The organism is Duganella sp. 1224 (assembly GCF_013408245.1).
Lineage (GTDB): Bacteria > Pseudomonadota > Gammaproteobacteria > Burkholderiales > Burkholderiaceae_D > Rugamonas.
The window spans coordinates 881,972-908,872 of sequence record NZ_JACBYS010000002.1 but is presented as its reverse complement, the minus strand read 5'-3'; the positions used below and the strand labels follow the sequence as shown (position 1 = coordinate 908,872).

At 64.3% G+C, this 26,901-nt stretch carries 29 protein-coding genes; 14 read left to right on the top strand and 15 right to left on the bottom strand.

What is annotated here, in order from left to right; all coding sequences use genetic code 11:
- The first annotated feature begins 8 nt into the window (after positions 1-8).
- Both FHW58_RS16110 and FHW58_RS16105 read left to right on the top strand, forming a co-directional pair.
- On the top strand, positions 9-3,089 hold the full coding sequence (locus FHW58_RS16110; RefSeq protein WP_179674126.1) for a TonB-dependent receptor: 3,081 nt from the start codon (positions 9-11) through the stop codon (positions 3,087-3,089).
- Between the two features lie 82 nt (positions 3,090-3,171).
- Positions 3,172-4,524 carry an enolase C-terminal domain-like protein gene (locus tag FHW58_RS16105; protein ID WP_179674125.1) on the top strand — a complete coding sequence of 451 codons (1,353 nt, stop codon included), beginning with the start codon at positions 3,172-3,174 and terminating at the stop codon, positions 4,522-4,524.
- Between the two features lie 3 nt (positions 4,525-4,527).
- Here the strand turns inward: FHW58_RS16105 and FHW58_RS16100 are convergent, their stop codons facing one another.
- Entirely contained in the window at positions 4,528-5,427 is a 900-nt protein-coding gene (locus FHW58_RS16100; RefSeq protein WP_179674124.1) for a LysR family transcriptional regulator, read from the bottom strand.
- Between the two features lie 104 nt (positions 5,428-5,531).
- Between FHW58_RS16100 and FHW58_RS16095 the strand changes: the two genes are divergently transcribed.
- The 3 genes from FHW58_RS16095 to FHW58_RS16085 are packed head-to-tail and all read left to right on the top strand — an operon-like array spanning position 5,532 to position 7,269.
- Complete coding sequence (locus FHW58_RS16095) at positions 5,532-6,281, top strand: SDR family NAD(P)-dependent oxidoreductase (RefSeq protein WP_179674123.1); 750 nt, start codon at positions 5,532-5,534, stop codon at positions 6,279-6,281.
- Between the two features lie 2 nt (positions 6,282-6,283).
- Positions 6,284-6,703, top strand: a complete 420-nt coding sequence (locus FHW58_RS16090) for a nuclear transport factor 2 family protein (RefSeq protein ID WP_373996684.1) — start codon at positions 6,284-6,286, stop codon at positions 6,701-6,703.
- An 11-nt stretch (positions 6,704-6,714) separates the two neighbouring features.
- Positions 6,715-7,269 (top strand): VOC family protein, encoded by a 555-nt coding sequence (locus FHW58_RS16085; RefSeq protein ID WP_179674122.1) that lies wholly within the window; start codon positions 6,715-6,717, stop codon positions 7,267-7,269.
- 32 nt (positions 7,270-7,301) lie between these two features.
- On the opposite strand, the gene FHW58_RS27815 is transcribed toward FHW58_RS16085, so the two are convergent.
- Both FHW58_RS27815 and FHW58_RS16075 read right to left on the bottom strand, forming a co-directional pair.
- Positions 7,302-7,799, bottom strand: coding sequence for a glycine zipper 2TM domain-containing protein (locus FHW58_RS27815; RefSeq protein ID WP_179674121.1), 498 nt, complete (start codon positions 7,797-7,799; stop codon positions 7,302-7,304).
- 99 nt (positions 7,800-7,898) lie between these two features.
- Entirely contained in the window at positions 7,899-8,216 is a 318-nt protein-coding gene (locus tag FHW58_RS16075) for a hypothetical protein (protein WP_179674120.1), read from the bottom strand.
- Between the two features lie 132 nt (positions 8,217-8,348).
- On the opposite strand from FHW58_RS16075, the gene secD reads away from it, so the two are divergent.
- From secD to FHW58_RS16060, 3 genes are all read left to right on the top strand, one after another.
- Positions 8,349-10,208 (top strand): protein translocase subunit SecD, encoded by a 1,860-nt coding sequence (gene secD / locus FHW58_RS16070; protein ID WP_179674119.1) that lies wholly within the window; start codon positions 8,349-8,351, stop codon positions 10,206-10,208.
- A 10-nt stretch (positions 10,209-10,218) separates the two neighbouring features.
- Positions 10,219-11,136, top strand: a complete 918-nt coding sequence (gene secF, locus FHW58_RS16065) for a protein translocase subunit SecF (RefSeq protein ID WP_179674118.1) — start codon at positions 10,219-10,221, stop codon at positions 11,134-11,136.
- Positions 11,137-11,293: 157 nt separating this feature from the next.
- On the top strand, positions 11,294-12,250 hold the full coding sequence (locus FHW58_RS16060; RefSeq protein ID WP_179674117.1) for an alpha/beta fold hydrolase: 957 nt from the start codon (positions 11,294-11,296) through the stop codon (positions 12,248-12,250).
- On the opposite strand, the gene FHW58_RS16055 is transcribed toward FHW58_RS16060, so the two are convergent.
- The gene (locus FHW58_RS16055) at positions 12,251-13,120 is read right to left on the bottom strand and encodes an alpha/beta fold hydrolase (RefSeq protein ID WP_179674116.1); all 870 of its coding nucleotides are present in this window, start codon (positions 13,118-13,120) and stop codon (positions 12,251-12,253) included. It abuts the gene before it with no gap.
- A 152-nt stretch (positions 13,121-13,272) separates the two neighbouring features.
- On the opposite strand from FHW58_RS16055, the gene FHW58_RS16050 reads away from it, so the two are divergent.
- Positions 13,273-14,187 (top strand): LysR family transcriptional regulator, encoded by a 915-nt coding sequence (locus FHW58_RS16050; RefSeq protein WP_179674115.1) that lies wholly within the window; start codon positions 13,273-13,275, stop codon positions 14,185-14,187.
- 48 nt (positions 14,188-14,235) lie between these two features.
- On the opposite strand, the gene FHW58_RS16045 is transcribed toward FHW58_RS16050, so the two are convergent.
- The 5 genes from FHW58_RS16045 to FHW58_RS16025 are packed head-to-tail and all read right to left on the bottom strand — an operon-like array spanning position 14,236 to position 17,712.
- Positions 14,236-14,958 (bottom strand): SDR family oxidoreductase, encoded by a 723-nt coding sequence (locus tag FHW58_RS16045; RefSeq protein WP_179674114.1) that lies wholly within the window; start codon positions 14,956-14,958, stop codon positions 14,236-14,238.
- A gap of 13 nt (positions 14,959-14,971) precedes the next feature.
- Entirely contained in the window at positions 14,972-15,643 is a 672-nt protein-coding gene (locus tag FHW58_RS16040) for a peroxiredoxin-like family protein (RefSeq protein WP_179674113.1), read from the bottom strand.
- Between the two features lie 27 nt (positions 15,644-15,670).
- A complete protein-coding gene (locus FHW58_RS16035) occupies positions 15,671-16,303 on the bottom strand; it encodes a glutathione S-transferase family protein (RefSeq protein ID WP_179674112.1) in 633 nt (210 codons plus the stop codon).
- Between the two features lie 24 nt (positions 16,304-16,327).
- On the bottom strand, positions 16,328-17,167 hold the full coding sequence (locus FHW58_RS16030) for an enoyl-CoA hydratase/isomerase family protein (protein ID WP_218892772.1): 840 nt from the start codon (positions 17,165-17,167) through the stop codon (positions 16,328-16,330).
- Between the two features lie 11 nt (positions 17,168-17,178).
- On the bottom strand, positions 17,179-17,712 hold the full coding sequence (locus tag FHW58_RS16025; RefSeq protein ID WP_179674111.1) for a carboxymuconolactone decarboxylase family protein: 534 nt from the start codon (positions 17,710-17,712) through the stop codon (positions 17,179-17,181).
- Between the two features lie 208 nt (positions 17,713-17,920).
- On the opposite strand from FHW58_RS16025, the gene FHW58_RS16020 reads away from it, so the two are divergent.
- The gene (locus FHW58_RS16020) at positions 17,921-18,562 is read left to right on the top strand and encodes a DUF1109 domain-containing protein (RefSeq protein WP_179674110.1); all 642 of its coding nucleotides are present in this window, start codon (positions 17,921-17,923) and stop codon (positions 18,560-18,562) included.
- A 55-nt stretch (positions 18,563-18,617) separates the two neighbouring features.
- Complete coding sequence (locus FHW58_RS16015; protein ID WP_179674109.1) at positions 18,618-19,193, top strand: sigma-70 family RNA polymerase sigma factor; 576 nt, start codon at positions 18,618-18,620, stop codon at positions 19,191-19,193.
- Here the strand turns inward: FHW58_RS16015 and FHW58_RS16010 are convergent.
- From FHW58_RS16010 to FHW58_RS15985, 6 genes are all read right to left on the bottom strand, one after another.
- Positions 19,190-20,344: a beta-propeller fold lactonase family protein gene (locus FHW58_RS16010; RefSeq protein WP_229265345.1), complete on the bottom strand. Its 1,155-nt coding sequence runs from the start codon at positions 20,342-20,344 to the stop codon at positions 19,190-19,192. The genes FHW58_RS16015 and FHW58_RS16010 overlap by 4 nt on opposite strands.
- Positions 20,345-20,441: 97 nt before the next feature.
- Entirely contained in the window at positions 20,442-22,016 is a 1,575-nt protein-coding gene (locus FHW58_RS16005) for a methyl-accepting chemotaxis protein (protein WP_179674107.1), read from the bottom strand.
- A gap of 4 nt (positions 22,017-22,020) precedes the next feature.
- Entirely contained in the window at positions 22,021-22,467 is a 447-nt protein-coding gene (locus FHW58_RS16000) for a DoxX family protein (protein WP_179674106.1), read from the bottom strand.
- A gap of 1 nt (position 22,468) precedes the next feature.
- Positions 22,469-23,224 (bottom strand): DNA-binding domain-containing protein, encoded by a 756-nt coding sequence (locus tag FHW58_RS15995; protein WP_179674105.1) that lies wholly within the window; start codon positions 23,222-23,224, stop codon positions 22,469-22,471.
- Positions 23,221-24,039, bottom strand: coding sequence for a DUF692 domain-containing protein (locus tag FHW58_RS15990; RefSeq protein WP_179674104.1), 819 nt, complete (start codon positions 24,037-24,039; stop codon positions 23,221-23,223). Before FHW58_RS15990 ends, FHW58_RS15995 begins: the two co-directional genes overlap by 4 nt.
- 8 nt (positions 24,040-24,047) lie before the next feature.
- Complete coding sequence (locus FHW58_RS15985) at positions 24,048-24,329, bottom strand: DUF2282 domain-containing protein (RefSeq protein ID WP_179674103.1); 282 nt, start codon at positions 24,327-24,329, stop codon at positions 24,048-24,050.
- A gap of 137 nt (positions 24,330-24,466) precedes the next feature.
- On the opposite strand from FHW58_RS15985, the gene FHW58_RS15980 reads away from it, so the two are divergent.
- The 3 genes from FHW58_RS15980 (at position 24,467) to FHW58_RS15970 (ending at position 26,582) form a co-directional block, all read left to right on the top strand.
- Positions 24,467-24,901 carry an STY0301 family protein gene (locus FHW58_RS15980; RefSeq protein ID WP_179674102.1) on the top strand — a complete coding sequence of 145 codons (435 nt, stop codon included), beginning with the start codon at positions 24,467-24,469 and terminating at the stop codon, positions 24,899-24,901.
- 207 nt (positions 24,902-25,108) lie between these two features.
- Entirely contained in the window at positions 25,109-26,206 is a 1,098-nt protein-coding gene (locus FHW58_RS15975) for a site-specific integrase (RefSeq protein WP_179674101.1), read from the top strand.
- A gap of 139 nt (positions 26,207-26,345) precedes the next feature.
- The gene (locus tag FHW58_RS15970) at positions 26,346-26,582 is read left to right on the top strand and encodes a hypothetical protein (protein WP_179674100.1); all 237 of its coding nucleotides are present in this window, start codon (positions 26,346-26,348) and stop codon (positions 26,580-26,582) included.
- Positions 26,583-26,901 lie beyond the last annotated feature (319 nt).

Sequence of the window (26,901 nt, the reverse complement as noted above, 5' to 3'; positions counted from 1 at the left end):
ACTGTCAAATGTTAGTGAAACACCAAAAAGCCCGGCAATCCGGTCGGCAGATGGCGTTCGGCCTGACCGTGATGGCAGGTTTGATTGCGCAATCATACGCCCAGACCGCCCCAGCCACCGCTACCGCCCCCGCAGCCCAGCAAGACGACGCCCAGATGACGGTGGTGCAGGTCAACGGCTACCGCAACTCGCTGCTGTCATCCGCCAAGGACAAGAAGGAAGCCGTCGGCTTCCAGGATTCGATCAACGCCGAAGACTTCGGTAAATTCCCGGACAAGAACATTGCCGAATCGCTGAGCCGCATTCCTGGCGTGGGCGTGTCGCGCGACGTCACCGGCGAGGGCGCCACCATCCAGATCCGCGGCCTCGGCTCCAGCTTCACCAAGATCCTGCTGAACGGCGCACCGATCGCGGTCGCCTCGTCCGGCCCGGTCGACGGCGCCAACACCAACCGCGAGGTCGACCTCGACCTGCTGCCGACCGACCTGTTCACCAAGCTGACCGTCAGCAAGAGCCCGACCGCCGAGATGATCGAGGGCGGCGCGGCCGGCGTGGTCAACCTGCGCAGCGCCCGCCCGTTCGACAAGGAAGGCCGCTTCATTTCCGCCAGCGTCACCGCCACCAAGCAGCAGATCGCCGACAAGACCGGCGGCCGCGGCTCCTTCCTGGCCAGCCAGACCTTCGGCGACTGGGGCATCCTGGGCGGCCTGGCGCTGTCGCGCCAGCAGATCCACACCACCGGCTGGGAAACCGTCGGCTACACCAACGCCAACCTGTCGGCCGCGCAGAATCCGGCGTCGAACCGCAACAACACCGGCGGCGGCAACTGGACCATCCCGGCCACGGTGCCGGTTGGCGCCGGCAATGGCCTGGTCACCGGCCAGGTCATCGACCAGGCCTGGCTGCTGGCGCACAATCCCGGCCTGACCATCCAGCAGATCGACAACGCCATCGTGCCGCGCCTGGGTCGCACCATGGACTACTTCGGCACCAAAGACAAGGGCTCGGCCATCTTCGCCGCCGAATACCGCCCGTCGGACAAGCTGCACTTCTACCTGGACACCATGTACAGCAAGCGCGATGACAAGATGACGCGCATGGACTACGACTGGTCGGTCCGCAACGGCGGCATGATCCCGCTGAACATGACGGTCGACAAGAGCGATTGCAGCAACGGTTGCACCGTCACCGGCGGCACCTTCGCCAACACCCAGAACTTCTTCGAGCACGGCTACCGCCACGACCAGGTCAGCCTGCTGGGCATCAACCCGGGCATGGAATGGAAGATCACGCCGACGCTGAAGCTGGACGCACAGGTCAACTACACCCGCAGTAACTTCACCCACGAAGCGCCGACCGTGTACCTGATCACGCCGCCGAACAGCGGCAACACGGTCACCTACACCAACACCGGCGGCATTCCATCGGTGGTGTCCACCACGGACCTGAACAACCCGGCCAGCTATGTGTGGAACACCGGCCGCGTCAACATCCAGAACGAGTTCCGCAAGACCGAGACCAAAGGCTTCCACAGCGACCTGACCTGGGGCGACGACAAGTTCAACATCAAGGGCGGCATCGCCTACGATGACATCACCCGCCGCATCGGCGCCAGCGACAACTCGGCCGCGTGGCAGGCCGCCGTGTGCGGCAACAACCCGAGCGTGTTCCTGCAAGGCCCGAACGGCGCGCCAGTCTGCGACGGCGCCTCGACGCCGGGCGCCAGCGCCGCCGCCCTGTATCCGGGCTACGGCACCGGCTATACCGCCGGCGCCACCACGCCGCTGACCTACGGCGGTTCGCTGATTCCGCAGACCGCGCTGGCCAGCTACATCGTCCCTGGCCCGTACGGCAAGCCGATCGTCGACTGGCCGCGCTTCGCCAAGGACTCGAACTACCAGTACTACTACAACACCGCGCCATCGACCGGCGCCTCGTCGACCGGCGCCAGCGCCGGCTACATCGGCGAGAAGACCACCGGCCTGTACCTGGAAGCCAACGGCAAGTTCGACCTGGCCGGCTTCCCGACCCGCTACAACGGCGGCGTGCGTTATGTGCGCACCCGCCAGTCGGTCGGCTCGCTGAACTCGATTTCGGATCCGCGCAACGCCAACCTGCCGCTCAACGGCAGCAAGTATCCGAACATCGACCAGTGGGTGTACCAGGACACCACCTACAACAACACGCTGCCATCGGGCACGCTGGCGGTCAACCTGCGCAGCGACGTGGTGGCCCGTGCCGCCCTGTCGCGCAGCATGACCCGCGCCGACCCGAACGCGCTGCGTCCCGGCGTGAACTTCTCCGGCGTGTCGGCCGACACCGGCACCATCGGCAACCCGGCGCTGAAGCCCTACCTGTCGGACAACATCGACCTGGGCATCGACTGGTACACCGGCCGCGAAGGCTACATCAGCCTGACCGTGTTCCAGAAGAAGGTGGACGGCTTCACCGTCAACGAGAACGTCACGCTGCCATTCAGCGCGCTGGCCGCCTACGGCATCAACTACGGCACGCTGACGCCGAACCAGCAGACCGCCATCGATTCGCGCGGCGGCCCGGGCGTGGCCACCGTGGTGATGACCCGCGCCCGCAACGCCGACGGCGATCTGCGCATCCGCGGCCTGGAACTGGGCTGGGTGCAACCGCTGGACAAGATCCTGCCGGTGCGCGGCTTCGGCATCAACGAGACGGCCACCTTCATCACCCAGCGCGCCAGCGGCGATGGCCTGAACGGCTTTATCGCACTGGGCGTGCCTAACCGCACCAACAACTTCTCGGTGTACTACGACAACCACGGCTACACCGCGCGCCTGTCGCACACCTTCTCGAAGGGCAGCCAGACCGCGACCGCGAACCAGAACGGCATCACCAACGCCGCGCTGTTCTCGAACGACTACAAGCAGCTGGACTTCTCGTCGAGCATCGACCTGGCGGAAGTATTGGACAAGGAAGGCTGGCCGACCCTGAGCTTCGACATCGTCAACCTGAACAACGATTCGCGCAAAGGCTACTTCCAGTTCGGTAACGCGCCGTTCACGCAGTACTCGCCGGGCCGCACCTACTCGCTCGGCCTGCGCGCCAAGTTCTAATCGTCGGGGCCCGTCATCTCCTGCGGGGCCCTTTTAGCCCGCCCCTTCGGGGGCGGTTTTTTTTATGAGTCGGAGTCACAACATGAGCAATGCAACCAGCCCAGTCATCACCGCGATGCAAGTCATTCCGGTGGCGGGCTATGACAGCATGCTGCTGAACCTGTGCGGTGCGCACGCGCCTTTCTTCACGCGCAACCTGGTGCTGTTGACCGATAGCGCCGGCCACACCGGCATCGGCGAGGTGCCGGGGGGCGCCGGCATCCTGGCGGCGCTGGAGCGCTCGGTGCCGCTGGTGGTCGGCACCGAAATCGGCCGTTACAACCGCACGCTGAACGCGATCCGCGCCGCCATTGGCGGTCATCACCAGGTGACGTCGGCGGCCGAGGCGGAAGTGTTGAAGCAGCCGCACGAAATCAATCTGCGGCTGGACAACGTGGTGACGGCGGTGGAAGCGGCGCTGCTGGATTTGCTCGGCCAGCACCTCGGCGTGCCGGTGTGCGAACTGCTGGGTGCCGGCCAGCAGCGCGACAGCGTGCCGATGCTGGCCTACCTGTTCTACATCGGCGACCGCGCCCGCACCGATCTGCCTTACCTGGGCGGCGAGGGCGCCAGCGGCTGGTATGCGCGCCGCCACCAGGAAGCGATGACGCCGGCGCAGATCGTCGAACTGGCCGAGGCCACGGTCGACAAATACGGCTTCAAGGATTTCAAACTGAAGGGGGGCGTGATGCGCGGCGCCGAGGAGATGGAAGCCGTCACCGCCATCAAGCAGCGCTATCCGGACGCGCGCGTGACGCTGGACCCGAACGGCGCCTGGTCGCTGCGCGAAGCGATCGATCTGTGTCGCGGCCAGGGCCACATCCTGGCCTACGCCGAAGACCCGTGCGGCCCGGAAGACGGCTATTCGGGCCGTGAGATCATGGCCGAGTTCCGCCGCGCCACCGGCATCCCGACCGCCACCAACATGGTCGCCACCGACTGGCGCCAGATGGCGCACTCGCACCTGCTGGGCGCCGTCGACATTCCGCTGGCCGATCCGCACTTCTGGACCATGCAGGGATCGGTGCGGCTGGCGCAGTTGTGCGAGCAGTGGGGCATGACGTGGGGTTCGCATTCCAACAACCATTTCGACGTGTCGCTGGCAATGTTCACCCACGCCGCCGCCGCCGCGCCGGGCAAGATCACCGCCATCGACACGCACTGGATCTGGCAGGAAGGCCAGGAACGGCTGACGCGCGAGCCGCTGCAGATCGTCGGTGGCGCGGTGCAGGTGCCGCAGAAGTCGGGGCTCGGCATCGAGCCGGACATGGACCGCATCCAGGCCGCGCACGCGTTGTACAAGCAGGTCGCCACCACGGCGCGCGACGACGCCATCGCCATGCGCTACCTGGTGCCGGGATGGACCTACTCGCCCAAGCGCCCCAGCCTGGGGTGAGTTCTACAGCCGCTGCGGGAGCGTCTCGACCAGCCAGTCGATGAACACCCGCAGCCGCTGCGAGACATGGCGGTTCTGCGGGTAGACCACGTGGAACGGGTAGGGCGCCGGCCGCCACGGTTTGAGAATCTCCACCAGCGAGCCCTCCTTCAGCGCCGGCTTGGCGGCGTAGGCGAAGGTCTGGATGATGCCCAGTCCCGCCAGGCCGGCCGCCATGTGGCCGTTGCTCTCGTTGACGCCGACGCGGTGCTCGACCTTGATCTCGGTCTTTTCGCCGTCGCGCTGGAAGCGGAACGGCATCGCGCGGCCACTCTGCGCCAGCAGGTAGGCCACCAGCCGGTGGCCGTTCTTCAGTTCATCCGGGTAGGCCGGCACGCCAAACTGCTTCAGGTAGGCCGGCGTGGCGCAGGTGATCATGGCCGCCTGGCCGATCGGCCGCGCCACCAGCGATGAATTATCCAGCGCGCCGCCGCGGATCACGCAATCGACGTTATCGCTGACCATGTCCACCGAGCGGTCCGACACGCCGAGGTCGATGCGGATGTCGGGATACAGCGCCAGGAACTCCGGCAGCGCCGGAATCAGCACATCGCGCGCGGTCGAGCCGCCGACGTCGATGCGCAGGCTGCCGCGCGGCTTGGCGCGGGCGATGTTGAACGAGGTGTCCACGTCTTCCAGATTGCGCAGGATGAGTGCCGTCTTGTCGTAGTACTGCTGGCCGTCCGGCGTCACCGTCACCCGGCGCGTGGTCCGCTGCAGCAGGCGCACGCCCAGATGCGCCTCCAGTTCCTGTACCAGCTTGCTGAGGGTGGCGTTGGGCATGTCCAGCGAATCCGCCGCCTTGGTAAAACTGCCTGCCTCCACCACCCGCGCAAAGGCGCGTATCGCCAACAGCTGATTCATCGATTATTCCCATGTGTGGATAGTGATTTTAATTTTACACCGTTTATCAATAAATCGGTGGGCGGTAAAGTGCACCCATCGCAACTTACTTAACGGAGCAAATCATGAACAAACCACTCGAAGGCAAAATCGCACTGGTCACCGGCGGCAGCACCGGCATTGGCTTGGGCACCGCGCGGGAACTGGCCGCACAAGGCGCGCGCGTGTTCATCACCGGCCGCCGTCAGGCCGAACTGGATGCCGCCGTTGCCGCCATCGGCGCCGGCGCCACCGGCATCCGCGCCGACGCTTCCTCGCTGAGCGATCTGGATGCAGTCTACGCGCAGATCGCCAAGAGCGCCGGCAAACTGGACATCCTGTTCGCCAACGCCGGCGGCGGCGACATGCTGCCGCTGGGCGCCATCACCGAAGAGCACTTCGACCGCATCTTCGGCACCAATGTGCGCGGCGTGGTGTTCACCGTGCAGAAGGCGCTGCCGCTGCTGGTGGATGGCGGCTCGGTGGTGCTGACCGGTTCGACCACGTCGATCCAGGGCACGGCCAACTTCAGCATCTACAGCGCCAGCAAGGCCGCGGTGCGCAACCTGGCCCGCTCGTGGGTGATGGACCTGAAAGAACGCGGCATCCGCGTCAACGTCGTCAGCCCTGGTCCGATCCGCACGCCTGGCCTGGGCGGCCTGGTGCCGGACGAAGCGCGCCAGGGCCTATTCGACTTCCTAGCCTCGCAAGTGCCGCTGGCGCGCCTGGGCGAGCCGGAGGAAATCGGCAAGGCTGTGGCCTTCCTGTCGTCCGACGCGGCCAGCTTCGTCAACGGCGTTGAGCTGTTCGTCGACGGCGGCATGGCGCAGATCTGAGCGTGAGAACCCTGATCGTCATTGCGGCGATGGCGGCGGCAACGCTAGCCCATGGCCAGCAGACCGACGAGGTGGCGGTTGCCCAGCAACTGATCAACCGCCACTTCGAAATCTGGAACGATCCCGATCCGCGCAACTGGGCGGCGAAGTTCCCAGCGGTGTACGCCGAGGACTTCTACGTCGCCGACTACGGTGGCGCGGCCGCCGGCTACGCCGATGTGGCAAAGCTGATTCAGCGAGTGCAGGGCGGGCATGCCGGCTTTGTGTTCACGCCGGAACCGGTGGCGTGGAATCACGGCGTAGGCCGCGTGACCTGGGGTTATGGCCCCAGGGACAATCCCAATCAGGTGCGCGGTGAAGACATCTTCACCATCAAGAACGGCAAGCTGGCCAGCGCACGTGTGTTTATCGACAAAAAATAAGGAAGCGAATTATGAAAATCATGGCAGCGATATTGACGGCGTTTGTCCTGAACCTGGGTGGCGCGGCGCAGGCGGCCGGCATCAAGACGGCGGGTATCGACCACGTCGGCATCAACGTGCCGAATCTGAAGCAGGCGGAGGACTTCCTGGTGTCGACCTTCGGCTGCGAGCCGATTACGCAGATCGGCCCATTCGGCATGGCGCCGCGCGCGGAGAGCGTGACGCTGGCCATGGTCCGCTGCGGCGCCGGCGCCAACATCGAACTGTTCGAGTACAAGCACTCGGCCGGCAGCGGCACCATGCCGAAGCAGGAAGACATCGGCGCCTCGCACATCGCCTTTTACACCGACGACGTGAAAGCCGGCGTGGCCTACCTGAAGTCGAAAGGCATCGCCATCGTCGGCGAACCGATGACCATGACCAGCGGCGATACCGAAGGCGAAACCTGGGTACACTTCCTGTCGCCGTGGGGCTCGGAGATGGAGCTGGTGGGCTACCCGCAGGGCAAGGGCTACGAGAAGAAGTCCAGCCGCAAGCTGTGGAATCCGAAGTTCCCGGCCAAGTAAGCCAATGGCCCGCTGTACGCGGGCCATTTTTTTTAACGCTGTTGTTGTTGCTGCTGTTGCTGATTTTTGGCGATCTCGTTGCCGACATAACCGCCGCCGACAGCGCCGGCAATCGTCGCCAGCTTGCGGCCATTACCACTGCCAACCTGGTTGCCGATCAGGCCACCGACTACCGCGCCGAGTCCCATGCCGACGATGCTGTTTTGCGGTGCTGCCGCGGGAGCGGGAGCCGGTGCGGGCGCTTGCGCCACCTGTGGTGCGGGTGCATAGGTGTGATGCACGACAGTTTTATGCTCCACCACGCGGCGTGGTTCAGGCGCAGGCGCAGGCGCTGGCACTGCGGCTTGCACCGGCGCGACCGGCGCGGGTGCGACCACTGCGGTCTGCGCTGGAAGATCGTTGGCATTGTTCGCGTGCGAATTCGGCAGCAGACCGGCAATCGACGCCGCGCCGATCAGGCTGACCAGGGCAACGGAACCGGCAGCGAAAGCCATCATCGGATGAATACGGGTGCGTGGGGTGTTTTCCATTTTTTCTCTCCTGAATATCGCCATCAGCGGCGCTTGCATATAGAACGGGAGAGATACCGGCAGCGCTGACACAAAAAGTGTATCCAGCGTAAGCAGATGTTACTGCATTAACTTCAGCAGCAAAGCCGTAATCAGCGATGATTGCAGTATGCCGACGCTGACGATCCATTTAATGATGTCGCTGCCGGTGTCTGCAATTTTTACTTCCAGCCGCGCCTCCACCTGATCGATGCGCGCGTTGAGCAGGATCTTCGCGTGTTCAATTTTGCTGTCGGTTTGCCCGAGCCGTGAGTCCAGCGCCGACAATTCGCTCATGACATCGCCCGCCATCTCCGCCTGGATGCCTGCCAACGCGGAGGGCATGCCGGCTTCTGTCAGCCGGGTAGCATATTGGTGGCTATCGAAATGAATGGTCATGATGATCTCCTTTTTCTTTAGACCTCCACGCATTTATCGCGTTCACGTCGCTCAAAAATATATTTTTGATCAGCTCTTGTTTGTCGAAACACCAACCTCAACTCGTGCACATTCGACAAAAACGAGAGAAATATGAACCGATACCCAATCTGGAAGTACGTCCTGATTGCCGGCGCCATTCTGTTGGGGGCCCTGTACGCGGCGCCGAACTACTTTGGCGAGGTGCCGGCGCTACAGGTCACCAGCGGCAAATCCACCGTCAAGATGACGCCCGAGATGCGGACCAAGGTCGCCGGCGCGCTGGCGCAAGAGGGTATCGCCAGCGATAGCGTCAGCTATGACACCAGCGGCGCTTATCCCTACGTCAGCGCCAGCTTCGCCACACCGGACATCCAGTTCCGCGCCAAGTCCGCGCTGGAAAAAGCCCTGAATACCGATCCGTCCGACCCCGCATACGTGGTGGCGCTCAACCTGCAGGCCGATACGCCCAGGTGGCTGCAGACATTGCACGCGGTGCCCATGTACCTCGGCCTGGACCTGCGCGGGGGCGTCCACTTCCTGATGCAGGTCGATACCAGGGCGGTCCTCAATAAACGCATCCAGAGCATACAAACTTCCGCCCGCACCATCCTGCGCGACAAGGACATACGCCACGCCGGCATCGCCCGGGAAGGCGACACGGTCACCATCACATTCCGCGATGACGCCACGCGCCAGCGCGCCAAGGACATCCTGGCCGGCCAGCTGACTGGCCTGGCCTTCATCGACGCCGGCGACCTCACCACCGTCATCAGCCTGAAGCCGGAAGCGCTCAAGCAAACCATCGATGACGGCGTACAGCAAAACATCAACACCCTCTCCAAACGCGTCAACCAGCTGGGCGTGGCGGAGCCGGTGATCCAGCAGCAGGGCGCGGACCGCATCGTCGTCCAGCTGCCAGGCATGCAGGACGTGGCGCGCGCCCGCTCGGTGATCGGCCGCACCGCCACGCTGGAGATCCGCATGGTGGATGAAAGCATCACGCCCGGCACCGAACGCTCTGCGGCGATTCCCTTCAACGAAGAACTGCTGACCGTCGGCCGCGACGCGCCGGTGGTCGTCTCCAGGGACGTGGTGCTGACCGGCGACTACATCACCAGCGCCGTCGCCGCCCTGGACGACAACCACCGCCCGGCGGTCAACGTGGAGCTGAACAGCGAAGGCCGGCGCCGCATCAGCGAAGCCACCGCCGGCAACGTCGGCAAGCGCATGGCGATCGTGCTGTTTGAAAAAGCCGGCAAGCCGGAAGTGCTGTCCGTGCCCCGCATCCAGCAGGAGTTGAACGGCAGCGGCTTCAATATCACCGGCATGGGCAGCTCGGACAACGCCGCCGAACTGGCGCTACTGCTGCGCTCCGGTGCGCTGGCGGCGCCGATGGACGTCATCGAGGAACGCACCATCGGTCCGGCGCTGGGCGCCGAGAACATCAACAAGGGCCGGCATTCCACCATGTACGGCTTCGCGGCGGTTGCCATCTTCATGATTGTCTACTACCGCATCTTTGGCGTCTTCAGCGTGCTGGCGCTGGCGGTCAACCTGTTGCTGCTGGTCGCCATCCTGTCGCGCATGCAGGCGACGCTGACGCTGCCCGGCATGGCCGCCATCGCGCTGGCGCTGGGCATGGCGATCGACTCGAATGTGCTGATCAACGAACGCATACGCGAAGAACTGCGCGGCGGCGCGTCGCCGCAGAACGCCATCGCCACCGGCTTTGAACGCGCCTGGGCCACCATCATCGATTCCAACGTCACCACGCTGATCGTGGGCCTGGCCTTGTGGATCTTCGGCTCGGGACCGATACGCGGCTTCGCCGTGGTGCACACGCTGGGCATCCTGACGTCGATGTTCTCCGCCGCGTTTGTGTCGCGTGGCGTGGTCAACCTCTGGTATGGCCGCAAGAAGAAACTGCAATCGCTCGCCATCGGCACCGTGTGGACGCCGGCGCAAAAATAACGGAGACATCATGGAATTCTTCCGCATTAAAAAAGACATCCCGTTCATGCGGCATGCCTTGGTGTTCAACATCATCTCGGCACTGACGTTCGTGGCCGCCGTGTTTTTCCTGCTGCATCGCGGCTTGAATTACTCGGTGGAGTTCAGCGGCGGCACAGTGATGGAGCTGCGCTACCAGCAGCCGGCGAACCTGGAGCGTATCCGTCACACGCTGGAATCGCTGGGCTATGAGCAGCCGGAGGCCACCAGCTTCGGCACCGCGCACGATGTGATGCTGCGCCTGCCGGTGGTGCAGGGCATCTCGTCCAAGGACGCCTCCGCGCGCGTCTCCGTAGCGCTGTGCAAGGACGACGCCTGCGCCGTGCGCAAGGTGGAATTCGTCGGCCCGCAGGTGGGCGAGGAGTTGGGACAGAACGGACTGAATGCGCTGGTGATGGTGGTGATTGGCGTGATGATCTACCTGGCCGTGCGCTTCGAATGGAAGTTCGCGGTGGCGGCCATTATCGCCAACCTGCACGACGTGGTGATCATCCTCGGCTTTTTTGCCTTCTTCAAATGGGAGTTTTCGTTGACGGTACTGGCGGGGATCCTGGCGGTGCTGGGTTATTCGGTGAACGAGTCGGTGGTGATCTTCGACCGCATCCGCGAGAATTTCCGCAAGCGCCGCAACGCCAGCGTGCAGCAGGTGATCGACAACGCTATCACCTCCACCATCTCGCGTACCATCATCACCCACGGTTGCACGCAAATGATGGTGCTGTCGATGCTGTTTCTCGGCGGCCCAACGCTGCACCACTTCGCCATGGCGCTGACCATCGGCATCTGCTTCGGCATCTACTCGTCGGTGTTTGTGGCGGCGGCGGTGGCCATGTGGTTGGGCGTGGAGCGCAAGGATCTGGTCAAGCCCGTCGTCGCCGAGACAGCTTGATCGCCCCGGACTGTCAGGGCTTCGCGGCCGCCGCCGTCTCGCTGACGATGGCTGGTCGCTGGAATCGTCGCGCGGTGTAACCATTTGCGGCACTGATACGTAATACCCTCATCATAGTCAATTAACTGATTTCACGATTCAGTCACAAGGAGAAGGTATGAAGTATCCGCTTGTCGCGGCGTCGCTGGTCGCCGGCGCGGCGATCCTGTTCGGCCAACCGGCATTGGCCTCGGCCGCGGCGCAAGACGCCGTGGCCGAGGCCCGGCTGCAGCCCGGCGAACATGAGGTCACGCTGAACGGTCTGTCGTTCCACTACACGGTAAAGGGGAAGGGACCGGTGCTGGTGGTGCAGGCGCCAGGCTGGGGCATCGGCTCGGCCTATCTGCGCAACGGCCTGGCGCCGCTGGAAGAACAATTTACCGTCCTGACCTACGACACGCGCGGCAGCGGACAATCCAGCCACGCGGTCGACTATCCCACGCTGAACGAGTCGGACATGGCGGACGACCTGGAGCGGCTGCGCCGCTACTGGCAGCTGCCGACGCTGGATCTGATCGGCCATTCGAACGGCGGCGCCATCGCCATCGCTTATGCCGAGCGCTATCCGGACCACGTGCACAAGCTGATGCTGGTCGGCACCCAACTGATTGGCTTCTCCGACCGCCAGGCGAACAAGGAGCAAGCCGCCTGGCGCCGCGCCGATCCGCGCTTCAAGCTGGCGGTAGCGCGCTTTGGCGAGGACGCGCCCAAGCAGGACGCTGATTTTACGCAGTGGTTCCGCGATACCGCCGCGTATTACGTGTATGATCCGGTCAAGGATGGCGCGGCCTTCCTGCAAACGGTCAGCGCGCCACTGACCGGCGCCGCGTATGCGTTATACACGTCCAGCGCGCCCAGGCCGCAGGTGCCGCCGCTGTCCGCGCTGCCGACGATCACGGCCCAGACGCTGATGGTGGTGGGACGGCAAGATCCAGTCTGTCCGGTCAGCGTCTCGGAAAAGCTGCGGCAGGAGATCGCGGGCTCGCGGCTGCTGGTATATGAAAACACCGGCCACTTCCCCTGGATCGAACAGTCGCAGCGATTCTTCAGCGACGCGGCCAGTTTCTTCCGCTGATCAGGTACGGCGGTGGAAGAACGCGACCAACACCTCGCGGAATTGTTCGGGCTCCTCCATCCAGCAGAAGTGTCCACTCTCGGAGAATACCCGCAGCTCGGCGCCAGGAATGGCGTCGGCGATTATCTGAGCCTGCACCGGCGAGCAGATGAAGTCGTGCTCGCCGACCATGCACAGCGTCGGCGTCGAGATGGCGGACAGCCGCTCCCGCACTGTGAAGCGCTTGTCGGTCGACGCGGTGGCCAGGAAACTGTTCAGGGAAATGTGGGCGTGTTCGATATTCTCGATGAAGCGGCGGAACGCCGGCCCGGCGGGATGCCTGAAGTACAGCGGACCGATCTTTTTAAGGAAGGCGGAAAAATCCCGGTGGTCGCGCAGCGCACGCGGCGCGGTGAACGCGGCTACCGCCTCGCGATATTCGGGCCGCTGCGCCAATCGCGGCAGGGTGCGCTTCAAGTCCTCGCCCGGCTCCTCGACGCCGACCTGGGCGCCCGCCAGCACCAGCGCAGTCAGGCGCGCCGGATATTTCAGCGCGTAGTTGAGGGCGATGTACCCACCATGCGAATGGCCGGCCAGCGCAAAGCGGTCCAGCGCCAGGTGGCGCCGCAGCGCCTCCAGGTCCTCGACCAGGTTGCCGACTGTGACTTGGGCGTAATCCAGATCGGCGCTGTCGGAATGGCCGCTGCCCCGGGTGTCATAGAACACCAGCGTGAAGTGGGCGGCGAGATCGCTCAGCGTCTCCTGGTACAACCGCGAGCCGATGCCCCAGCCGGGACTTTGCACCACCAGTGCCGGGCCGCTGCCCAGCACCTTGTGCCAGATCGGCACGCCGTTGATGATGGCCGTGCCTTCAAAATGTTCTACTGCCACTGTGGGGTCTCCTTGACGTGTAGCGGCGGCCGCTCCAGTGTGCCGCAAGCGCTGCGATCTAATACGCTGCCGCCGCCGGTTCGGTTACACGGCATAATGCAGGATTGCGCGTGGCGCCGCGCCGGTCGGCCGCGCCTCGGGAAAGGATAGGGATGGATCGACTGACTTTGATGGAAACCTTTGTTTGCACGGTGGAGACGGGCTCGTTCTCGGCGGCGGCGCGGCGGCTGGACGTGGGTCAGCCCGCTGTCTCCAAGGCCATCGCCCAGCTGGAAGAACGGCTGCAGGCGCGCCTGTTGCTGCGCTCCACGCGCGGACTGACCACCACCGAGACCGGCCAGGCCTATTACGAGTCCGCCAAACGCGCGATCGCCATGGTCGATGAGGCCGACGGCGTGGCGCGCGGCGCCAGCGCCGAGCTGGCCGGCAAGCTGCGCGTGTGCGCCGCCGTCACCTTCGCGCGCCTGCACATCATTCCGCACATCAAACAGTTCCTGCAACGCCATCCGGGGCTGGAGGTGGAGGTGATGCTGGACGATCGCCAGATCGATCTGCTGGAGCACGGCATCGATGTGGCCTTGCGCATGGGCGACCTGGGCGACTCGTCGATGACGGCGCGCCGCATCGTCACCGGGCGACGGCTGGCGGTGGCGGCGCCGTCCTACCTGGCTGAACACGGCCGGCCACGGTTGCCGGCCGATCTGGCGCGGCACGAGGCGGTGGTGTACCTGCGCGATTCCGGCGGCGCCACCACCTGGTCGTTCGAGCGCGACGGTACGGAGGTGTCGGTCACCGTTGGCGGGCGCCTGCGCGTGAACGCGGCGGAAGGGGTGCGCGCGGCCGTCTGCAGCGGCGTTGGCGTGGCCATCGTGTCGGAGTGGATGTTTGCGCCGGAACTGGCCAGTGGCGCGGTGGAACAGCTGCTGCCGGAGTGGTCCTTGCCGACCATCGACGTCTGGGCCGTGTACCCGGCCGGGCGCCTGGCCAGTGCCAAGGCCCGCGCCTTCACCACCTTTGTGCAGGAGATCATGGCGGCGGGCGGTGGCGCGGCAGTAGCGCCGGCCTGAACGGCGCTGCCGTGCTGCGGCACTGGCGCCGCGCCCGCACCAGCCTTGTCACGCTGCCGCCTTGCCCAGCGCCGCGCCGCCGTCGACGAACAGCGTCTGGCCGGTGATGAAACTGGCGTCGTCGCTCAGCAGGAAAGCCACGGCCGCCGCGATCTCGTCCGGCCGGCCGAGGCGTCCCATTGGCACCGCGCCCAGGTAGCGCCGCTCGCCTGCGCTGCCGGCCGGGTTGTTGGCCCGGAACAGTTCGGTTTCGGTCGGCCCCGGCGCCACCGCGTTGACGGTGATGCCGGTGGCGGCCAGTTCCAGCGCCCAGGTGCGGGCAAAGCTGATCAGCGCCGCCTTGGCGCCGGCGTAGGCGGTGCGCTCCGGCGCGCCGAGCACGGTCAGGCTGGCGATGTTGACGATGCGGCCCCAGCCCTGCTGGCGCATGTGCGGCAGCACTGCCTGCGCCGCCTGCACCGCCGGCCGCAGGTTCAGCCCCAACACCGCGTCCATGTCGTCCAGGTCGATGCGGCCGAGCGCCTGCGGCCGCACCAGGCCGACGTTGTTGACCACGCCATCGAAGCGGTACTGCGCGGCCAGCCGTTCCAGCGTGTCGGCGGTGGCGTTGCGGTCCGCCAGATCGATGGCAACCAGGGTGCCGGGAAAGTCGGGCCGCTGCGCGCGGCGCGCCAGGCCCACCACGTGATGACCGGCGCCCGCCAGGCGGGCCGACAGCGCCAGGCCGATGCCCTGGCTGGCGCCGGTGACCAGAAAAGTGCGTGGGGTCATGATCGTTCCCGTTTCAGGCCTTGGTTTGCAGGCCGCGCAGCACCGGCAGCATGCTGTCCGGTTCAGGACGCAGCGTGTAGTCCGGATTGACCTCGGCATAGGCGATCACGCCGTCCTGGCCGATCACGTAACGGGCCGGCATCGGCAGCGTCCAGGCCGGGTCATCGTTGAAGGCGGGCAGGTCGTTTTTCAGGCTTTGGTACAGGTCGACCAGGTAGTCGGGCAGCGTGAAGCGCAGGCCGAACGCGGCTGCCACGTCGTTGTGGGTATCGCTCAGGATCGGGAAGTCCAGCTTGTTCTGGCGCTGCGATTTGCGGCTGTTGGCGGCCGTTTGCGGCGAAATGGCGGCCAGGCTGGCGCCCAGCGCCTGGAATTGCGGCAGCGTTTCCTGCAGCGCCTGCAGTTCCAGGTTGCAGTACGGGCACCACACGCCGCGGTAGAAGCTGAGGATCAGCGGCCCGCGCGCCAGCAGTTCGGCCGACGACACCGGTTTGCCATCGGGATCGTTGAGGGTGAACACCGGGGCGCGGTCGCCGGCCTTGAGCGCCCGGCCGGCCTGGCCGGAGGCGATCAGTTCGGCGGTGGCGCGCTCCATCACGGGATGGATCTCCGGTGGCGCGAAGTAGGGGGCTTTGCCGCCCTTGAAGTCGGCTTTGAATGCGTCGAGTTTGGCTTGCAGTGTCATGATGAGGTTCCTTGTAGAGTTGGGGGATCAGGCGGCCGGCACCAGCGCTTCCACCCGCTGGATGGCGCGTTGTATCGCCGGTCGTTGCAACAGGGTGGCGAACCAGCGCGCCACGTGCGGGCTGGCGTCCAGGTCGACACCGGCAAACGCGCGCCGCCATATCCAGCCGAAGTGGGCGATGTCGGCGATGCTGTAAGCGTCGCCGGCCACGTAATTGTGGTTGGCCAGCAGGCCGTCGAGCAGGGCCAGCGTACGCAGCGCTTCGCCATGGAAGCGCGCGATGGCCAGCGGCAGCGCTTCCGGCGCCAGCTTCTGGAAGTAGCCGGCCTGGCCAAACGCCGGGCTGACCGCCGAGGCGTGGAAGAACAGTTGCTCGAACACGCGGGCGCGCGCCGTGCCGGCCGCCGGCAGTAGTCCACCGTGGCGCTCCGCCAGGTAGACCAGGATGGCGGCCGACTCGCTCAGCGACACGGTCTCGCCATCGCCGCTCACCGTCAGCACCGGCACCTTGGCGTTGGGATTGCGTTCAACAAACTGCGGCGCTTTCTGTTCGCCCTGGCGGACGTTGACCGCGTGCAGCTCGTAATCCAGACCGAGTTCCTCAAGCGCGATGACCGGCTTGATGCTGTTCGGCGTGGCGAAAGCGTGGAGGTGGTACATGCTGGGCTCTCTTCGCGGTGCGGGTTAGTGGTTGCCGGCCTTGATCGACTTGACCAGGGCGGCCGCGCTGGCGCCTTCCAGGCTCAGGCCGTAGCCGGTCTGCTGGATCAATGCCAGCTTCAGCGGCTGGATGAAGTAGGTGCGGGTGTCGCGCCGCGTCACCTCCGGCTTGCTCAGGTAGCGCGCTGCTAGTTCACGTGCCCGCGCCACCGCCTGGCCGTCCGCCACCACCTCCGACACCAGGCCGTAGTCCTTGGCCTGCTTTGCCGAGAACGGCGCCGGATCGAGCAACAGCGCTTCGGCCCGGGTCGGTCCCATGCGGTACGACCAGGTGGTGTAGATGCCGTCGCCCGGCACGATGCCGCCGGCGAAGTGCGGCGCGTCGTTGAAGCTGGCGCCGGCGCCAGCCACCACCACGTTGGCCATGGCGCAGTATTCGCTGTGCACCCAGGCCTTGCCCTCGACCGCGCAGATCATCGGCACACGGATGTTGGCGATGTTCTCGACAATCTGCGTGCCCTCGTCATGCACGCGGGACCAGACATCGGGATCGCTGACGTCGCCAAACGAGGCGAAGTCGATGTCGCCCATCCACTGGCCGCCCTTGCCGGTCAGGATAACGATCTTGTTATCGCGATCGCGGCTGATGTGATAGAAGGCGTCGACAAAGGCTTCATGCGCCTTGGCGGTGAATTTGAACGGCCCGCCGGCGGTGTTCATCTCCACCAGCAGCACGCCGTTGGCGTCGCGACTCATGTGCATGTTCTCGGTCTGGGTGAAGTAGGCCGGGTCGGCGGCGTGCGCCAGGCCGGTCAGGCCGATGCTGGCCACCAGGGCCGCGCTCAGGGTACGCAAGTTCATCATGGTCATGCTCCTTACAGGGCTGGCGCCGCAGGGAAATCGACCGGCACCTGGGTCAGCGCGTGCAGGTAGTTGGTGATGATCTTGTCGCCGATCACCATCACGGTATCGACCAGCTGGCCCTCGGTGTAGCCGGCGGCGAAGAAGGCGTCCAGCAGCGCCGGATCGGCGTGGCCGCGGCGTTCGGTGGCGCTTTTCACCAGCCGGGCCAGCGCCTCGAGCTTGGCGTCGAAGGCGGCGCCGCCCTGGCGGATGGCGATGATCTGCTCCGGCGTGAAGCCGACCATGCCGCCCAGGGCGGTATGGGCCGCCAGGCAGTAGGCGCATTCGTTGACCTGGCTGACCACCAGGTTGATCACTTCGCGCTCCTTGGCGTTCAGCGAGCTTTTACCGTTTTGCAGCGTCAGGTAGTTGCCCAGCGCGTGCTCGGAATGGGCCAGCGTGGCGTACAGGTTGGGCACCATGCCCAGGCCTTTTTGCAGGTTGGCGAAGATGGCCTGGTTGGCGGGCGACACGGTGGCGGCGGTTGGAATGGTGAAGGTTTTCATCGTAGGTCCTTTGCTTGAAGTTGGTTGCGACAGGACGAACTATGAAGTTTTCGCGGCGCCCGCACTAGCAAGGCCAGGGGCATAAGACCTATTCCTCGCGGCATGGAAGTGGTGGCGGAAATCAGGAATATATTTCCGTTACCTGTAACCTTGTCGTGGGCGCCTACGAATAACAGCGTGCGAATGACAGCGATGGATAGGGAATGACATGAAAACAGATGATCTTGTGACAATGCTGGCGGCGGGCGCGGAGCCGGCCGATCCACGCTATGTGGAAAAGCGCTTCGCCGTGGCGCTGGCGGCCGGGCTGGCCGGCGCCAGCCTGCTGATGGTGGCCCTGCTGGGCGTGCGGCACGATCTGATGCAGGTGATGGCGACCGGCATGTTCTGGCTGAAGGTGTCATTCCCGCTGGCGGTGATCTGCGCCACGCTGTCGATGACCACCCGGCTCGCGCGTCCCGGCCGCGGCGCCGGACCGGGCTGGAAAGTGGTCGGCCTGGTGCTGGCCGGCTTCTGGCTGGGCGGGGTGGCGGTGCTGGCCGCCGCGCCGGCCGAACTGCGGCCCGGTCTGATGCTGGGCGATACCTGGAAGGTCTGCACCACCTGTGTCACCGTCTTGTCGATCCCGGCGTTCTGCGCGCTGTTCTGGGCCTTGCGCGGTCTGGCGCCGACGCGGCCGCGCCAGACCGGCGCCTCGGCCGGCCTGCTGGCCGGCGCGCAGGGCTTGCTGGTGTATTGCTTCCACTGTCCGGAAACCGCGCTGCCGTTCTGGGCCATCTGGTACACGCTTGGCATGCTGGTGCCGGCCGTGCTGGGTGCGGCCGTCGGCAAGGCTTTGTTGCGCTGGTAAGCCCTCGCCGCCGTCTGCCGCCCTTCCGAGTCCGACCACATCCAGTCCAATAAAAATGCACGATACTAAAGAACGCTCGCCTGTCGAGGAACACCTGCAAGCCTGGCTGCTCGCCGGGCTGGATGGCGACGCCGTGGCCTATCGCCGCTTCCTGGAAGAGCTCAGCAAGCGCTTGCGGGCCTTCCTGCGCAAGCGGCTGTTCCATTCGCAGGACCATGTCGAGGATATCGTCCAGGAGACCCTGCTGGCGGTGCACAACGCGCGCTTCACCTATCGCGCCGACCAGCCGGTGACGGCGTGGATCTACGCCATCGCCCGCTACAAGCTGGTGGATTTCCTGCGCGCGCATGTGCGCCAGGATGCGCTCAACGACCCGCTCGACGACGCGGCCGAACTGTTCGAGCAATCGGCCGAGCAGTTGAGCGACGCGCGGCGCGATGTGGCCGTGCTGCTGGGCCAGTTGCCGGACCGCCAGCGCCTGCCGATCGAACTGGTGAAACTGCAGGGCTGGTCGGTGGCCGAGGCGTCGGACCATACCGGCATGTCGGAGTCGGCGGTCAAGGTCGGCATCCATCGCGGCCTGAAGGCGCTGGCTGCGTTGATCCGCAGCCAGTCACGCCCGGGTGCTTAAATGCCGGCCAGGCCCTGCAGGCTGATGCCGGACTTGGTGCCCGCCGCTTGCTCACCGCGCTTGCTCAGGGCGCCGTCCGCGCCGATCGCATAGACGACGATCTTGTCGGCGCCGACGTAGTCCTGGTAGAGGAACTTGCCGTCCGGGCTGATCCAGGCATCGGCCGCGAAGCTGGAGGCGCCGGCCGCCGTGGCCGGTTCGGACGCGGCCACCGCGTTGACCAGACTCAGCCGGCCGGTGCCATCCACCGCGAACTGCGATATCGTGCCGCTGCCATTGCTGACATAAACGAAGCGGTTGTCCGGCGTCGCCACGATCCAGCAGGGCGCCTTTTGGCCGTTGACGGCCACCGGCGCGCCGAGCGCGCTGAAGCCGCCGCCGGCGGACAGCGTATAGGCGCTGGCGGTGGTGCCGGCGGCGTCCGCCGTGAAGTAGGTCTTGGCCAGCGCGCCGTGACCGAACACGCCGCCGAACGGTCCCACGCCCACCGTGGCCGAATTGACCGGCTGGCCCAGGCCGCCGTCGGCGTTGATCGGAAACGCCAGCAGCGTATTGCCTGGCGTGGTCGGCGTCAGCGCGCGCAAGAAGCCGTTGACGATGACGAACTGATGATCCGGGCTGACCGACACTTCGGTCGGCAGCGCATCCTGCTGCAGCACCGGGTACTGGCCAAGCTGCGTCAGCTTGCCATCGGCGCCGACGCGATACGCGCCCAGTTCGTTGGCGCCTTGCTGGTGCGTCACGTACAGGACGCCGTTGTTCCAGGCCAGCGAGGTCGGGCGGATACCGCCGGTGCCGGAAACACCCAGCAAGGTCAGGCCGCCGGCCGGATTGATGGTGAACACGCTGACGGTGTTGTCGCCAGCGTTGGCGACGAACAGTTGCCGGTTATCGTCCGACAGCGCCACGCTGTGATTGCTGGTCAGCGCGTCCGGCCCCACCGTGTTGCCCATGAAGTAGTTGACGCCATTCGTGCCCTTGCCGCCGGTCTTGACCGGCGACTGTGCGCTCAAGGTGCCATCCGCGTTACGCACATACACGAGCACCGCGTTGTCGGTGTCGTTGGTCTGGGCGAACAATTGTGCCACCGGCGCCGGCGGTACATCGCTGCCGCCGCAGGCCGCCAGCAGGCCCGCGATCGTACTGGCCATGACAAGATTTTTGATCATACGTTTTTCCCATTCAGGTCTGGTGCAGTCGTGATTGACTGCAGCTCCTGCAACTACTTCGGCGCGCGTTCCGGGGTGGTTACAGCACTGCCAATTTTTTGTCGGCCGCGATGCGGAACACCGCTACCGCATCGACCAGCCGCGATGCCTGGCGCGCCAGCGCGTCGACCGTTTCGGTGGTGACGTCGACCAGGCTGGCGTTCTGCATGGTGGTGCGGTCCATCTGCGCCACTGCCGCATGCACGTGCTGCAGACCGGCCGACTGTTCGGTTGTGGCCTGCGAGATGCGCTGCATGGTGCCCATCACGCGTTCCACAGAGCCGACGATGTGCGCCATGGTTTTCTCCGCTTCGTCAACGCGCGCCGCGCCATCGGCGATGCTGGACGTGGACGCCTCGACCACCTGCTGCACCTGGCGCGCGGCGTCCGCGCTGCGCAGGGCCAGCGCGCGCACCTCGGCGGCCACCACCGCGAAGCCGCGGCCCTGCGGCCCGGCGCGCGCCGCCTCCACCGCCGCGTTCAGCGCCAGCAAATTGGTCTGGAACGCCAGGCCGTCGATGATGCCAACCATTTCCGCGATCTGCTTGCCGGCGGCCGCCATGCCGTGCATGGTGGCGGCAATGTCGGCCACGCGGTTGCCGCCCAGCGCGGCGTCGCTGGCCGCGCCGGCGGCCTGGCGGTCGGCACAGAGCGTGTCGTCGGCGTTTTGCTGCACCGCCGCCGCCAGCTGCTGCAGCGCGCTGGCCGTCTGGCGTAACGACGCCGCCTGCGACGCGTTGCGTGCCGCCAGCTGCTGATTGCGGTCGGCGATCTGGCGCGCGCTCTGGTCGACGTCGCCGGTAGCGTCGTGAATCGCGCTCACGGTGTGGATCAGCGCCTGCTGCATGCGCCGCAGCGCGTGCAGCAGCCGGCTGATTTCGTTGTTGCCGCTGACGCCGATCTCGGCGCTCAGGTCGCCGGTGGCAATACGGTCGAAGTGCGACTGGGCGACGCGCAGCGGCTCCAGCAGAACGGTACGGAAAAACCGCCAGCACGCCAGCACCAGCAACAGCGAGAACAGGCCGATGCCGGCCGCCATGCGGCTGGCGCCCTGATAGCGCTCAATCGACGCCTGCCGCAGTTGGGCGCGGGTGGCTTCCGCCTGCACTATCTGCTGGCGCAGCGTGGCCGCGAAGCTGGCATCGGCGTGCTGCGCGTCCACGGTCGCCGCTGCGTACTGGTCCAGCGAGACTTCGTACAGCGCCTGTTCCCGCAGGCCCAGTACATGGGCGTAGTCCTCGTAGTTGCGCACCAGCGTCGCCGATTGCCGCGTCAGCTGCGGGTCGTCCCGCATCACCAGCCGGTAGCGGCCGAACGCCGCCTGCGCGGCCTTGAGCGAGTCCGAGGCCTTGCGGGTGTTGTCGTTGGACGCGATCTGGTCGCCGCGCAGCAGGTCGATGTAGGCGTTGTCCATCTGGCTCAGTGTGAGCAGCAGCAGGCGTTCGGTGTCATGCAACGGCCCCAGTTGGCGGTCGGACAGGTGGACCACTGCCTCCATGGCGCTGGCGGCGGCGCGGGCGTTGAGCCAGCCGGCCAGCAGGCTGGCGCCGAGCGCGCAGCAGAACAGGGCCAGCACGGCGGCCAGCGCCGTGCGGATTTTGATATTGCCGAGCATGAAGCTAGTCCAGCTTGAGCAGCCGGTCCAGCGACCATTTTCCGGCGCCACGCCCGATCAGGTACAGCAGCGGCGCTGCCCACGACAGGTGGGTCGGCCAGGCGTATGGATAGACGAAGATTTCGATGACGGCGGTCATGCCCAGCAAGGCCAGCGCGGCGCCACGCGTGAACAGCCCGAGGATCAGCAGCAGCGGAAAGAAATGCTCGGCATAGGCGGCCATGTGCGCCGCGATCTCGGGCGGCACCAGCGGCAGCCGGTATTCCTCGCGGAATAGCTGGTAAGTGCCGTCGGTGAGCGTCAGCAGACCGGTGACTTTGGTGCGTCCCGACTGGATGAAGATGGCGGCGATGGCGGCGCGGGCGGTGACGGCCAGCAGATTGTGGGAGATCGCGGTCGAGGCGAAATGTGCTGCGCGGTTCCACGCGGTGCGCACGGCGGACAGGTTCATGTCAGGGGCTTTCAGGTAAGGTGGTTAATGCGCCGGCCTGCAGCAGCATGGCGAGGGTGGCGGCGATATCCAGGTCCGGTTGCAGGGACAGGCCGTGCATGGCGGCTGCCTCCAGGGCGTCGCCGCACAGGCAGGCATCGAGAAACGCGGTGACGCCGGCATCGATCAGCCGCCAGTGGACGGCACCGTCGATGCGTGTCAGCAGAACGCTGTCGCCGCGCCAGATGGCGCCGGAGACGAATTCGCGCTGCTCGCGGTTGGCGATCCAGATCGCGCAGGCGGGATGCTGGTCGCTAGTCAGCCAACGCGCGGCGGGATGTGGGCGCAAGCAGGTGGCGCCCAGCGCTTCAGGCGCCAGCGTCGCCAGGTGTTCGGCGGACAGCGGCAAGGCGTCTGCCGCGGTATGGCATTCGATCCAGAGGCGATCGAGCCGCGCCACTTCGGTCAGGTAGGGCAGCGTGGCGGCTGGCGGAAACTGCTTCAGGAATGCCGGGAACGTGGCGCCATAGTCGAACAGGCTGACGCTGACCGGCGGTTCGGCGCGGGCGTACTCCAGCGCGGCGGCGCGGAACCACTGCTCGCCGACCAGTCGCATCACGGTGGGGAAATTGGCGGCGAGGTTGTCCACGCAGCCTTTCAGCAGCGTGTTGCGGTAGACTACGAAGCCGGGTTGCGCCGTGATGGCGTCGTCGCCGCCGTGGAATGCCGCCGCGATGAAGGCGTCCTGGTAACGCCGCAACTCCTCGACATCTTTCATGATTGCTCCGTCAGCATGTCGTGCGCGCGATGGCGCTCCATCAGCAGCGTGGAAAAGGCCGGAATGTCGCCATCGCGCTCAATCAGCGTGGGCACCGGGCCGGTGCGTGCCAGCAGGCGCTGGTACAGATCCCACACTGGCGGCGCCACGGCGGTGTCATGACTATCCACCAGCAGCGCGCCCGCCGCGTCCAACTGATGGCCGGCCAAGTGAATCTCCATGATCGCCTGCGCGGGAATCGCATCGATCCAGCGCGCCGCGTCCTGTTCGACATTGTGCGCGCTGACATAGATGTTGTTGACGTCCACCAGCAAGCCGCAACCGGTGCGCTGGCACAGCTCCGCGAGGAAGTCTGTTTCGCTGAAGTCGTGTGGCATCGTGATGTAGTGGCTGGGATTTTCCAGCGCAATCCGGCGTCCCAGCGCATCCTGCATGCGTTCCACATTGGCCGCGACCTGGTGCAAGGTAGTCAGGTTGCGCGGCACAGGCAGCAGGTCAGGATAATAGTGGCCGCGCCAGGTGGACCAGGCCAGATGCTCGGATACCAGCGCCGGCTGCAGGCGGGCGACCAGTGTCGCCAGCGCCTGCAAACGTTCCCGTTCCGGCGGTTCGGCGGCGGCAAGCGACATCGACACGCCGTGGATCGACAAGGGATGGCGTGCCCGGATCGCATCGAGCCAGGCCAGCCGGGGGCCGCCGGCGACCAGATAATTCTCGGGATGGACCTCAAACCAGATCCCATCGGCATCGCACGCGAGTGCGTCGTCGAAATGCTGTGGCTTGAGGCCCAGGCCCGCCGTCAGTACCGGCTGCATGGCGGTGCTTAGAAAGGCGTGAGCGAACCGTGGCCCTTCGGGGTCTTGATCGAGGTGCAGGTGCCGGCCGGGACGTTCTTCCACGCGTTGCCCTGGTAGTCGGCCTTGGCGGTACCGGCGCAGGTGGTGCCTTCGCCAGCCTTGCAGTCGTTGTGGCCGGCCATCGACACGCCGTAGCATTTTTCAACGGCGGTTTGCTTGGCTGCCGCAGGCTTGTCCTGGGCCATTGCAACGCCCGCAGCGAGGGCGGCCAGCGTGAAGGTAGCGGTGGCGAAGTGACGTGCGTTCATGGTAGTGCTCCTTTGAGGTATTGGTTAAATGACCGGCAGAACAGCCGATCCTTTGGTTAATACGGAGCCTTGTACGTGCGGGTTACAGCCGACGAAAAATATTTTGCGTCACTGAAGGCGCTAGTGGATCAGTGCTATTGAGCTCCCTCAACGTGCGGATGATGTCGCTATTGCTGATGTTCCCGCCGTTGCTTCTCGGCGCACCGATGCCAGCTTTTGAGTGTCCCGAGCAGATTTCTCCCTCATCGGTCCAGGTAAGCGGCATGGGGAGCGAATGGACTTCTTTTGTTGCTTCCCCGTTGTACTTGCATGCCGCCGCACCGATGTACGGTCCGCCAGTCATGAAAGGAGATCTCGCGGATTTCACGGAGACACGTGGACACGATGTCTGGTCATACACTTACCAGCTGGACGGAGCGTTTCCTGATGGGAAATGGTTGCAGTGCACATACGGGGACCGCAATCAGGTCACGCTGTCGCGTCGGCTGCCCGATGAAACCCGTGAATGCAAGTTCACCTACCGGAAAGGGACCAAGGCTGGGCAACACGCCATCAAGATTCAATGTCAGTAAAAACAAAAAAGCCGCACCGTCTGAATGACGTGCGGCTTTTGCTGTTCTGGTGCCCGGGCCGGAATCGAACCGGCACGCCTTGCGGCGGCGGATTTTGAGGGCACTATCGGCAATTTGGTAGAAGGCAGTATATCTGGCTATTAGACGAGGACAGGCGAGTGCCGTAAGGTACTTTCAGGTCAAATTTGGTCAAAAAGGTCTTCGTCAATGGCAACCAAAAAAATTCAGAACGAGCGCGTTGTAGAGCGCAATATCACTATTCGCTGCGATGGTTTCTCCTACCGTGTTCGCATGATGGTCAACGGAACTCGTATCGATGAGACCTTCGATACAGTTCAAGAAGCACGGGCCTACCGTGATAGGTTGCGCGCTGATGCCGCTACTGACCCGGCATACAAGCTAGTGCTAGAAGCTAAGCAACGGAAAGAAACCGCAGCCAAGCTCACTTTAGAAGCATTGCTGGACAGGTATTTGGCGGAGATAACTCCGACCAAGCGCGGAGCTCGCGCCGAGATCTCCAAGATTGGCAAGCTTAAGAGATACCCGATTGCTCGTTTGCCGATTAATTTGGTTCGACGTGAAGCGGTGCTCCAGTTTATGGAAACAGCGAAATCTGAAAGGTGGTCCGATAGTAGTCTTCGAAAGTACTTAATGCTGATTTCAAGCCTTTTCCAAGTGGCGACGAAGCGTTGGGGAATGAGCTTGGATAACCCAATCCGTAGCGTTGAGGTTCCCACTAACGGTAAGGGGCGAGATCGACGTCTAGAGGCAGGCGAGTTCGAGCGCTTATTGGCCGAATTGAAGAAAGCGCGGAATCGGTATGTGGCGCCAGTGTTCGAGCTTGCAGTTGAAACGGCATGCCGGCAGGGAGAAATTCTGAAACTGCAGCACAAAGACATCGACTTTTCGAATGCTATCGCAACGCTGCGATACACAAAGAATGGCGATGACCGGATCATTCCTCTATCTACTCGGGCGGTTGCTATCCTTGCGCAGGTGCCTATACCAATCAAGGGAGCATTGTTTCAAGTGACAGAAGTGGAGTTGCGACGAGCGTTTAATGCTGCCAAGCAGCGAGCGCAAAAGCGTTACCTCAGCGAGTGCGCCGCTCACGGGCATCAAGCTCAGCCTGGCTACCTTGCAGATTTACGCTTCCATGACCTTCGGCATGAGGCAACCAGCCGGTTATTCGAAAAGGGATTGAACCTCATGGAAGTAGCCTCGATCACTGGGCATAAGACTCTCGCGATGTTGAAGCGGTACACGCACCTACGCGCAACTGATCTGGCGAAGAAACTGGGTTAGCCATGTCCCAGATACTTCTTTTATGATAGCAATAATTTTACTGAGGCAATTTATATTTATTTGAGGTATATTATTCTTGGAAATTACCGGGTGTGCGGTCCACTCTGCATACCTAGTTACAGATAGCTAAAGGACGCCAATGGCAAAATTCTACAAAATGACCCTGTCTTTACTGAATTCAGAAATCGCGGTAAACGAAAATTCAATCGTGGCCGTCATGCGGACGGACGAGGCGGATAGCTACCGTGTATGGTTGTCCAATGAGCTTAGCATCACGGACGATATCGCTAAACGTGTCGCTAAGTTGGGCGCTGTTACCCCTATTTCTCAAGACTGGTGGGATGTTAAGTCTTCAGACTTGAAAACGCTCTTGTGAGATGCCGCTTGCTTGGGTTTCGCTCGGCGCGGTGGCCTGTTCGTTGATGCAGCTTCTTACCGATTCTTCACGTTAGCTGAACATAATGAAGTCGGTTTTGAATTGATAGAGTTGAAGTCATGTTGGAAAAAATTGAGAGATGCCTTTCAGGCTACTGTATTGGTGTCTTGAGCGTACTGTTTAGTTTTATTGAAAGGACACACGGAATAATTGCGATAAGTGTGCCTTTGCTAGCGACCATAGCCGTGCACCTTTTTTTTCCAGTATGGATAAGTGTGACTTTGGCTGTGCTGTTGTGGATTCCTGCAGCGATTGGGAT